Annotated in this window: 9 protein-coding genes; 4 read left to right on the forward strand and 5 right to left on the reverse strand. The window is 68.0% G+C overall.

What is annotated here, in order from left to right; genetic code table 11:
- Positions 1-4: 4 nt before the first annotated feature.
- Complete coding sequence (gene alkB, locus AC1PPK_RS08350; protein WP_481117377.1) at positions 5-646, reverse strand: DNA oxidative demethylase AlkB; 642 nt, start codon at positions 644-646, stop codon at positions 5-7.
- A complete protein-coding gene (ada, locus tag AC1PPK_RS08355) occupies positions 643-1,716 on the reverse strand; it encodes a bifunctional DNA-binding transcriptional regulator/O6-methylguanine-DNA methyltransferase Ada (protein WP_481117378.1) in 1,074 nt (357 codons plus the stop codon). Before ada ends, alkB begins: the two co-directional genes overlap by 4 nt.
- 218 nt (positions 1,717-1,934) lie before the next feature.
- On the opposite strand from ada, the gene amaB reads away from it, so the two are divergent.
- From amaB to AC1PPK_RS08370, 3 genes are all read left to right on the forward strand, one after another.
- Positions 1,935-3,452, forward strand: coding sequence for an L-piperidine-6-carboxylate dehydrogenase (amaB, locus tag AC1PPK_RS08360; protein ID WP_481117379.1), 1,518 nt, complete (start codon positions 1,935-1,937; stop codon positions 3,450-3,452).
- Positions 3,453-3,534: 82 nt separating this feature from the next.
- The gene (locus tag AC1PPK_RS08365; RefSeq protein WP_481117380.1) at positions 3,535-4,203 is read left to right on the forward strand and encodes a hypothetical protein; all 669 of its coding nucleotides are present in this window, start codon (positions 3,535-3,537) and stop codon (positions 4,201-4,203) included.
- Positions 4,204-4,222: 19 nt separating this feature from the next.
- The gene (locus tag AC1PPK_RS08370; protein WP_481117381.1) at positions 4,223-4,726 is read left to right on the forward strand and encodes a hypothetical protein; all 504 of its coding nucleotides are present in this window, start codon (positions 4,223-4,225) and stop codon (positions 4,724-4,726) included.
- 28 nt (positions 4,727-4,754) lie between these two features.
- Here AC1PPK_RS08370 and AC1PPK_RS08375 read toward each other — a convergent pair whose 3' ends face one another.
- Positions 4,755-6,041, reverse strand: a complete 1,287-nt coding sequence (locus tag AC1PPK_RS08375) for a cytochrome-c peroxidase (RefSeq protein WP_481117382.1) — start codon at positions 6,039-6,041, stop codon at positions 4,755-4,757.
- Positions 6,042-6,200: 159 nt separating this feature from the next.
- On the opposite strand from AC1PPK_RS08375, the gene acpA reads away from it, so the two are divergent.
- Positions 6,201-7,883, forward strand: coding sequence for an acid phosphatase (acpA, locus tag AC1PPK_RS08380; protein ID WP_481117383.1), 1,683 nt, complete (start codon positions 6,201-6,203; stop codon positions 7,881-7,883).
- A 105-nt stretch (positions 7,884-7,988) separates the two neighbouring features.
- On the opposite strand, the gene AC1PPK_RS08385 is transcribed toward acpA, so the two are convergent.
- Entirely contained in the window at positions 7,989-8,891 is a 903-nt protein-coding gene (locus tag AC1PPK_RS08385) for a pyridoxamine 5'-phosphate oxidase family protein (RefSeq protein WP_481117384.1), read from the reverse strand.
- A gap of 5 nt (positions 8,892-8,896) precedes the next feature.
- Positions 8,897-9,529, reverse strand: a complete 633-nt coding sequence (locus AC1PPK_RS08390; protein ID WP_481117385.1) for a glutathione S-transferase family protein — start codon at positions 9,527-9,529, stop codon at positions 8,897-8,899.
- Positions 9,530-9,592: the final 63 nt, after the last annotated feature.

Raw genomic sequence — 9,592 nt, forward strand, 5'->3', positions numbered from 1 at the left:
ACCTTCATGCGGCCTTTCTGAACGTGAGGTTGATGCGGTACGCGCCGATGGCCGGATGCTGGCCGTCCATCAGCGGTAGCACGCCGTGGAAGCGCAGCCGCGCCGGGCCGCCCCACACCAGCACGTCGCCGTGGCTCAAGGTGAGACGCGCGGCCTTGTCGCTACGGGCCAGGCCACCGAACAGGAAGGTGACCGGCAGGCCGAGGGACACGGACACTATGGGCTGGGTGAGGTCCTGCTCGTCCCGGTCCTGATGCAGGGACATGCGGGTGCCCGGCGCGTAGCGGTTGATCAGGCAGGCGTCGGGCACAAAGCCGGGGAAGCCGGCCCGCGCCGCCGCGGTGCTGGCCAGGTGCAGCAGGCGTGGAGAGAGAGGCGGCCACGGCTGGCCGTTGTCCGGATCGGCGGCGACGTAGCGGTAGCCCTGGCGGTCGCTGATCCAGCCTAGGTTGCCGCAGTTGCTCATCGCCACCGACATGGCCTGGCCGCCCGGGGTGAACATGCGCCGAAAGGGGGCCCGGGCGGTGATGGCCCGTACGTCGGCGAGGATGGCTTCCGCCTCGGCCAGTGCAAAACCGTGCAGCAGCATCGCGCCGGGGGTGATGGGCTGGCACGGGTCCGCCGCCGCGAATAGGTCGAGGGTCATGGTCGGGCCTCGCGTTCGAGCAGGGCCTGCTTGCGCTCGACGCCCCAGCGGTAGCCGGCCAGGCCGCCGTCGTTGCGCACCACCCGATGGCAGGGTACGGCCACCGCCAGCGTGTTGGCCGCACAGGCGCCGGCCACCGCACGTACCGCCCGCGGCAGGCCGAGGCGGCGGGCCAGCTCGGTGTAGCTCAGCCGGCTGCCCACCGGGATCTCCCGCAGCGCGTGCCATACGCGTAACTGGAAGGCGGTGCCGCGCAGGTCCAGCGGCAGGTCGAGGCCCTGGGCGGGGCTTTCGACGAAGCCGGCGACCCGGGCCACCAGTGTAGCGAAGTCGGGATCATCACCGACCAGGCGGGCGTGGGGGAAGCGGTCCTGCAGTTCGCGGGCGAGGGCGTCCGCGTCGTCGCCGAGGCTGATCGCGCAGACGCCACGCGGGCTGGCTGCGACCAGGATGGCACCGAGAGTGCTCTGGCCGATCGCGAAGCGGATCTCGGTGTCGGCGCCGCCGGCCCGGTACTGGCTCGGCGTCATGCCCAGCGCGGCGTCGGTGTCGGCGTAGAAGCGTCCGCTGGAGGCGTAGCCGGCGTCGTACTGGGCGGCGCTGACCGATGGGCTGGCGGCGAGGCCGTCGCGAAGGCGGCGCGCCCGCAGGGCAGCTGCGTAGGCGCGTGGCGTGAGTCCCGTCCTTGCCTTGAACAGACGCTGCAGGTGGAAGGGACTGAGTTGGGCCCGGCGGGCGAGTTCATCCAGGGTCGGTACGTGATCGGCATTGTCGATGAAGTGGCACAGCTCGGCGACCAGCGCCCCCTGGCGTTCGGCGAGGGGCGGCAGATCCGGCCGGCAGCGCCGGCAGGGGCGGAAGCCGGCCGCTTCGGCCTCGGCCGCGCTGGTGTGGAAGGCCACGTTCTCCGGCCGTGGCCGGCGCGATCCGCAGGACGGACGGCAATACACGCCGGTGCTCTTCACCGAGTAAAAGAAGCGACCGTCGGCCGTCGGGTCGCGGGCCAGCACCGCAGCCCAGCGCGGATCGGCAAGGGTTTGGGCTGCATGGTTGTGGAGAGGGGCGTCCATGGTCGGGGTGTCGGATTCGCTACGCTGATACCCGCAATCTAGCCTTTGCCGGGCCGGCTTGCACTCCGCGGCTTGCTTTTGAATTGGGATGCGAATGAATTCACGCCCGCAAGCGCAAGCTGCGGGAAGGATGCCTGAGACGCGTGAGCGGACCTTGCCGGGATTGTTCCTGCTGTTCGCTTGTCCAATCGGCGTGATCACATCGCCGGGAGCCCGTCATGCTGCATCCGCTGCTGTCTTCCGAAGTTGCCGAACTGTTCGCCGGTTTCGGTCTGCCCGCGCCGGACGCCGGCAGTCTGGTGGCCCGCTCGCCGATCGACGGCAGCCGCATCGGTAGTTGCATCGAGTGCGACGATCTGGACGCCGTGGTGGCGCGGGCGCGGGCGGCCTTCCTGGCCTGGCGCGAGGTGCCGGCCCCGCGCCGTGGCGAGTTGCTGAGGTGTTTCGGTGACGTGTTGCGCTGGCACAAGGCGGCGCTCGGGCGATTGGTCTGCATCGAGAGCGGCAAGATCCTGTCCGAAGGACAGGGCGAGGTACAGGAGATGATCGACATGTGCGACTTTGCGGTCGGCCTGTCGCGCCAGCTCTACGGTTTGACGATGGCCAGCGAGCGTCCCGGCCATCGCCTGATGGAAAGCTGGCATCCCCTCGGTGTGTGTGGCGTCATCAGCGCCTTCAATTTCCCGGTCGCCGTGTGGGCGTGGAATGCCGCGCTGGCGCTGGTGTGCGGTGATGCGGTGGTGTGGAAACCGTCGTCGCGCACCCCCCTGTGTGCGCTGGCCTGCCAGGGCTTGCTGGCGCAGGCGATGGCCGAGGCGGGTGACCTGCCGCTGGATCTCAGCCAGGTCGTGATCGGCCCCGGCGCCCTCGGTACTGCGCTGGCCGACCATCCGGATGTGGCGCTGCTGTCGGCCACCGGCTCGACGACCATGGGGCGCAGCGTGGCGCCGCGAGTGGCGGCGCGTTTCGGGCGCTGCCTGCTGGAGCTGGGCGGCAACAACGGCATGATCGTCGCGCCCAGCGCCGACCTGGAGCTGGCGCTGCGGGCCATCGTCTTCGCCGCCGCCGGCACTGCCGGCCAGCGCTGCACGACGCTGCGCCGCCTGATCGTGCACGAATCCGTCGCGGCGCACCTGCTGTCGCGTCTCGAGGCGGCCTTCGCCAGCCTGCCGGTCGGGAATCCGCTGGAGCCCGCCACCCTGGTCGGCCCGCTGATCGACAGTGTGGCCGTCGATGCCCACCACGCAGCGCTGGTCCAGGCCTACGCCGAGGGCGGCTGCGTGCATGGCGGCGAGGTGGTGGCGGTGGCCGACTGCCCGGACGGCTGCTACGTGCGCCCGGCGCTGGTGGAGATGCCCGGCCAGAGTGCGCTGGTGCGCCGCGAGACCTTCAGCCCCATCCTCTACGTGCTGCGCTACCGCACGCTGGAGGAGGCGATCGCGCTGCACAACGGCGTGCCCCAGGGGCTGGCATCGGCGATCTTCACCACCGACCTGCGCGAGGCGGAGCGCTTCCTGTCGGCGGCCGGCAGCGACTGCGGCATCGCCAACGTGAATATCGGCCCGTCCGGTGCCGAGATCGGCGGCGCCTTTGGCGGCGAGAAGGAGACCGGCGGCGGCCGCGAGGCCGGCGCAGACGCCTGGCGGGCCTACATGCGGCGGGCTACCAACACCATCAATTACTCCAGCGTGCTGCCGCTGGCCCAGGGGGTGCGTTTCGATGCGCCGGGTGCTTGAGCACGGTGTGCGTAGGGCCCCGTAAGCGCCGTCAGCTGTTAGGCTGCGGTCCTCCTGAGTGAGATCCGTTGAGCCCGAATCCATGCGTTTCCTGCCCCTGCTGCTCGCCCTGTTCTGCTGCAACAGCTTCGCCGACGTCTGCGACGAGCTGCCGAAGCCGTCGGTGACGGTGAAGCTGCACGAGGAGCCGGTCGGGCTGGATACGGTGACCGGCCTGCGCACCCTCAGCCTGATGGGGCCGCGTTCCCTGCAGGAAGGGCAGCGGGTGCTGGGCCTGACGCGGGGAGCCGCCATCGTGCGTTTCGAGACCAAGGTGGTGTCCCGCGTCGATGCATCCCGCCAGTGGGAATGCGCCAGCCCGCAGATCAGCATGATCTACGGCTTCAGCCCCCTGACGGTGTATGTGGCGAAGGAATTCCCGAAGGACAGCTGTGCCTACCGGGAGATCTACCAGCATGAGCAGCGCCATGTGGACGCCTACCGCCAGCACCTGGCCGGCATCGAGAAGGAGCTTGCCGAGACCCTGTCCCGCCGCTTCACCACCGGCGGCCCATGGCGTGGTCCGGTTGGCCAGACACAGGCGCGCATCTCCAATGAGCTGGAGGAGCGCTGGGGCCCCTACGTGCGGCGCGAGATCAACAAGGTGGAACTCGTGCAGGTGCAGATCGACACGCCGGAGGAATACCGCCGGGTGGCCGAGCGCTGCGACGGCACGATCAAGAAGATCACCCTGCAGGCGCTGCAGCGCTGACGAGCACTTACGGCCTGTTATGAGCATTTCTTCCATCGGCAGCAGTCAGCAGTACGCGGCCTATTTTAGTGTCACGGTCACCAGCACGGGGACAAGCTCCACAATCTCGACCACGGGTGCTGCCGGCGTCGAGGGGCACCACCATCCGCAGAGTGGGAGTTCCGACAGCTCGACCACCACCTACAATGCCCAGGGTCTGTTGAGCCAGATGCAGGTCTCGACCCTGCTGTCGGATCCGCTGCTGCAAAGCGATTCGTCGGACGCGAGCGGTGCTTCCAGCAGCATGGATTCCATCCTGCAGGAGGCCTTGTCTTTGAGCAGCGCTTCGGTGTCGGCGGGGGCTGCCTCATCGAGCAGCACGCAGGCTACGGATACAAGCGCGTCGTCGAGCGAGAGTTCGACGACGGGCGGATCGACGGACCTGAACAGCAACTGGACGCAGGTACTGAAGCAGAATCCGGCGTTGGCCGGCCAGTTGGTGCAGAGTGAGGTGGACCAGAGTCTGCTCGGCTCGATCGGCTGAGCCGTCCGCATGATGACCCATGCTTGGGTCAGTTTCTTGGGGCTGCCCGGCTGAGCTGTGTGGTGGGTGCCAGGTAGCCGTCGTTCAGCGTCTTGAGAAAAGCCACCAAGTCTGCGACGTTCTTCTCGCTGAGTGCAGCCCCCGTTCCGGGCTGGCGGCCGAAGGGCGGATCGGAAACCACGTTTCCGCGGAACGCTGCGGGCAGATCGTCGAAGCGTTCCACACGGCCGTCGGCGCCCGCGGGGTAGAAGCGCTCCGGATTGCTGTCGCGTTGCGCATAGAAGCGCACTACATCTTCCAGACTGTGGAACACGCCATTGTGGAAAAAGCTCCGGCGGCGCGCGGCATTGCGCAGGGAGGGCGTCTTGAAGGCTCCACAGTATTCGGTGCGCGTTTTCAGGTCGGTGCGCATGGGGCCGCACAGCCCCATGTCGAACCAGGCCGGATCCTGGTTGGCGGGGATCTGCCGATTGCGTGGAACGCCAAGAGCCAGCAGGCTTTCGTCGGTAAACAGCGGAAAGGTTCCGCGCTTGATGGCGCTGGGATGGCATTGGGCGCAGTTGCCCTTGCGGGGATCGTTGAAGAGGGCGAGACCGCGCTCTTCCTGGGGGCTGAGCGTGGTTTGATGGCGCAGGAAGGCGTCGTACTTGCTCGAATAGGGGTAGAAGTCGGCGGGGCTCTGCTGGAACACTTCCAGAGCCCACAGCAGGCCGTTCCAGGCCTTGGGCACGTTGTCCAGCACGCGTTCGCCAAAGGCCGCCCGGAAATCCGCGGCGGAGGGTGAGGCGCGCAGACGGGCCACGACCGCCGCCGGGTCGGCATTGCCCATCTCCAGCGGTGATAGCAGGGGTAGCGCGGCCTGTTCGTGGACCGAGCTGACACGGCCGTCCCAGGTCCGTCCGCCGGTCGGCCCCTGGTCGGCGCCATCGTCGCCGTCCGTGTCGTTGAAATGCTCGGAGAAGGGCGGCGTGCCTTGCCGGTACATCAGGGACGGCGCAGCACGCTGGCCCAGGTCGGTCAGCTCGGCGCCGCCGGGCTGGACCGACAGCGCGTTGGGTGGGCCGTAGGCGTGGGCCGGGCTGTGGCAGGAGGCGCAGGATTGCCGGCCGGAGACCGACAGGCTCGGGTCGGAGAACAGCTTGCGTCCGAGGGCTTCAAGCCCGGCGGCGTCGGGTTTGCGCTCGAAGGCCGTTTCGTAGAATGCCTTGGCCGCCACGGGCTGGGCTGCGCGGACGGTTGTTGCGGCGACATCGCGCTCGCAGCCGGAGAGGGCGACGGCCAGGCAGCCGAGCAGAAGGCGAAGTGTCAGACGCATGAAACGGGCAAGGGGTGAGTATCGAACCCGTCTTTCTAGCGCATGAGGATGGCGGCACCATGACAGAACCCTGGCGGAACCCTGTCATTGAAGGTCAAACCGATGTCACATGGACGATCCAGACTGCCAGCGGCTTCTTCAACCTGGATCGGGCACCCCATGAAAACAAAATCCCTCCCCTTCGGCCGGCAGAGCTGGCCTCTCACCCTGATTGCGGCGCTGGTCCTCAGCGCCTGTGGCAGTGATCACCATTCCGACCAGACCGCCTCCCTGAAGGCAAACGTCAAGAACGTGGTCGTGATCTATGCCGAGAACCGTTCGTTCGACAACCTCTACGGCAATTTCCCCGGCGCCAACGGCCTGAGCAGCCTGTACGACGCAAGCGGCAAGCTGAATGCCAACTACATTCCGCAAAAGGATCGCAACGGCAACGTACTGAGCACCCTGCCGCAGACCTGGGGCGGCGTGACCGCTGGTGGCGTCACTCCAGTGGTGACCCAGGCCCAGAGCGCCGGCCTCGCCAATGCGCCGTTCTCCATCGAGACGGCCTTCCAGGCCAGCGCCAATGCGACCCTGACCACCGGTACGGTGACCCGCGATCTGTACCACCGCTTCTTCGAGAATCAGATGCAGATCAACGGCGGCAAGAACGACATGTTCGCTGCCTGGGCCGATGCCGGCGGTCTGACCATGGGGCACTTTGACTACAGCGGCTCCGCCATGTACAAGCTGGCCCAGCAATACGTGCTGGCTGACAACTTCTTCCAGGGCGCCTTCGGCGGTTCCTTCCTGAACCACCAGTATTTGATCTGCGCCTGTGCGCCGGAATACCCGAACGCCGACACCGCCGCCGCCAAGCCCACCATTGCGGCGCTCAACAAGGATGCCAGTGGGAACTACCTGCCCCAGCTGACCACCTCCGCAGCAAGTCCGGCTTCCGCGATGGACGGCCCCCCGTCCTATGTGCTGAGCGGCAACATCACGCCGGCCAACTACTTCGGCGACGGCAAGTTCTACGCGGTCAACACCATGCAGCCGCCCTACCAGCCGAGCGGCAACGCGCCTTCCAGCGTGAGCGGCAACAGCGCCCTGTATGCCAATACCGCCAAGGCCACCACGCTGCCGCCGCAGACCGGCGTCACCATCGGCGACCTGATGAACGCCAAGAACGTGAGCTGGAAGTGGTACGGCGGTGCGTGGAATGCCGCGCTCACCGACGGCATGCAGGACCCGGCCACCGCTCGCTCGGTGATCTACGCCGGCAACAGCTATGGTGTGGCGACAACCACCAACGTGGACTTCCAGCCTCACCACCAGCCGTTCAATTACTACGCGTCCTTCGATCCGGCGACCCAGGCCGCGAACCGCAGCGCGCACTTGAAGGATTACACCGATCTGGTTGCCGACGCCGCAGCCGGTACGCTGCCGGCAGTGACCTTCTACAAGCCGGAAGGGGTATACAACCAGCACGAAGGCTATGCCAACCTGGCGGATGGCGACGCCAAGATCGCTGATCTGGTGGCCAAGCTGCAGGCCAGCCCCCAGTGGAAGAACATGGTGATCGTCATCACCTACGACGAGTTCGGTGGCGTGTGGGACCACGTGGCTCCGCCGAAGGGCGACCTGATCGGTCCGGGTACCCGCATCCCGGCCATCGTCATCTCGCCGTTCGCCAAGAAGGGCACGGTTGACCACACCCAGTACGACACCGCGTCGATCCTGCGCTTCATCACCCGTGTGTTTGGTCTCGACACGCTGCCGGGCCTGACCGCCCGCGACAAGGCCCTGAAGGCCAGTGGCGCCCAGCCGATGGGTGACCTGAGCAATGCGCTGACCCTTTGAGACAGCCATCCGCCCCGGGCCTTTGTGGCGCCGGGACGGTGAAAGGGCCACGCCGACGGCGTGGCCCTTTTCGTTGGATGGTGTGCCCGTCGTGGTGGGATGGCGTCAGGGCACCTCGCGCCAGCGCAGCGGCACGGCGGCGGGTGCGTGACGGCTCGTCCTGACGTGCAGCCGGAGCAGGCGCAGGGCACCCGGGTGGGCGGCGAGGTCCGGGCCTTCGTGGACGATCTCCGCGTCGGCGGCCAGCCAGGCGAGGTCGCCACGGGCGAAGTCGATGAACAGCAGGCCGGCGCGCGGCGCCAGCAGCAGGTTGCCGAGGGTGTTGAAGTAGTTGTTGCCGGCCAGGTCGGGCACCGTCAGCGTGTCGCCGTCGATGCGCACGAAGCCCGCCGGGCCGCCCCGGTGGGAGACGTCCACGCCGTGGGCCGGCAGGCCGTCGTCGTCCGGGTGGGCGCTGGCGATGAAGAAGGTATCGGCCGCCGCGACGAGGGCGCGCACGGGCTCGCCCAGCCCGGTGAAGTCCGTGCTTGCCGCTTGGATGCCCTGGCCTGGCACGTACTCGGCCCGGCGCGGCTGGATGTATCTCGGGCAGTTGCCGAAGCTCTGCTCGACATGGACGTCGATGCCGGCGCCGTCCACCGCGACGATCCGCCCGTTGGCCCGGTTGCGTCGCCGTGTGTGGGCTTCGATGCCGAGCAGGCCGATGCGGGCGCCGTTTTCCAGCAGACCTTCCAGCGGATCGCCGGCCGGTGGCAGCGCCTTGATGCGCAGGCGGTCGTCGGTCGGGGCGTGGATGAAGCCCGGCGCGCCGGCAAGCAGCGACGCCCATGGCTGGCCGTCGCCATCCACTGTGCCGGCCACGACGAAGGGCACCTGGCCGAAGAAGGTCTGGTGCGTTTCCGGCATGGCCGGCCGGATCACCCGAGGGCCGACCTCGGCCAGCCGTTCGCGGCTACCGGCGCGGGCCTGCAGCGCTTCTTCGCCGGTGTGGAAGCTGGGGCCGGCCATGGTCGTCAGGCCGCCAGGCCGATGGCGGTAGCCGGCATCGGGATGAAGCCGGGCAGCGCTTCCACGCGGGCCAGCCAGGCTCGGATGTTCGGATAGTCGGCCAGCGACACATTGCCTTCCGGTGCGTGGGCGATGTAGGTGTGGTTGGCCACGTCGGCGATGGTGGCGTGGTCACCGACGAGGAAGGGGCGTTCGGCCAGCTCCTTCTCCATCACCGCGAACAGCGTGTGGGCGCGGGCGATGACCTCCTTCGGGTTGAAGTCCATGCCGAACACCGTGATCAGGCGGGCTGCGCAGGGGCCGTAGGCAACCTGCCCGGAGGCCACCGACAGCCAGCGCTGGACCTGGGCGGCGCCGGCCGGGTCGGCCGGCAGCCAGCTTGGGGCCCCGTAGCGGCGGGCCAGATAGACCAGGATGGCGGTGGAGTCGGCGATGGTCACGTCGCCGTCCTGGATCACCGGCACCTGGCCAAAGGCGTTCATCGCCAGGTAGGCGGGCGTTTTCTGCTCGCCGCCGGCCAGGTCCACGTCGATGGGTTCGACGGGCAGGCCGAGCAAGGACAGGAAGAGTTCGGCTCGGTGGCTGTGGCCGGAGAGCGGGAAGCGGTACAGCTTGATCGGCTGGGCGGGCGTGTTCATGGCGTTCCTTTCGGGGGAGGGGAAGTGACGGAGGAGAGTGTGCGTTGATCCGATTTGTGGATA

It is taken from the genome of Zoogloea sp. JDB1, assembly GCF_056724025.1.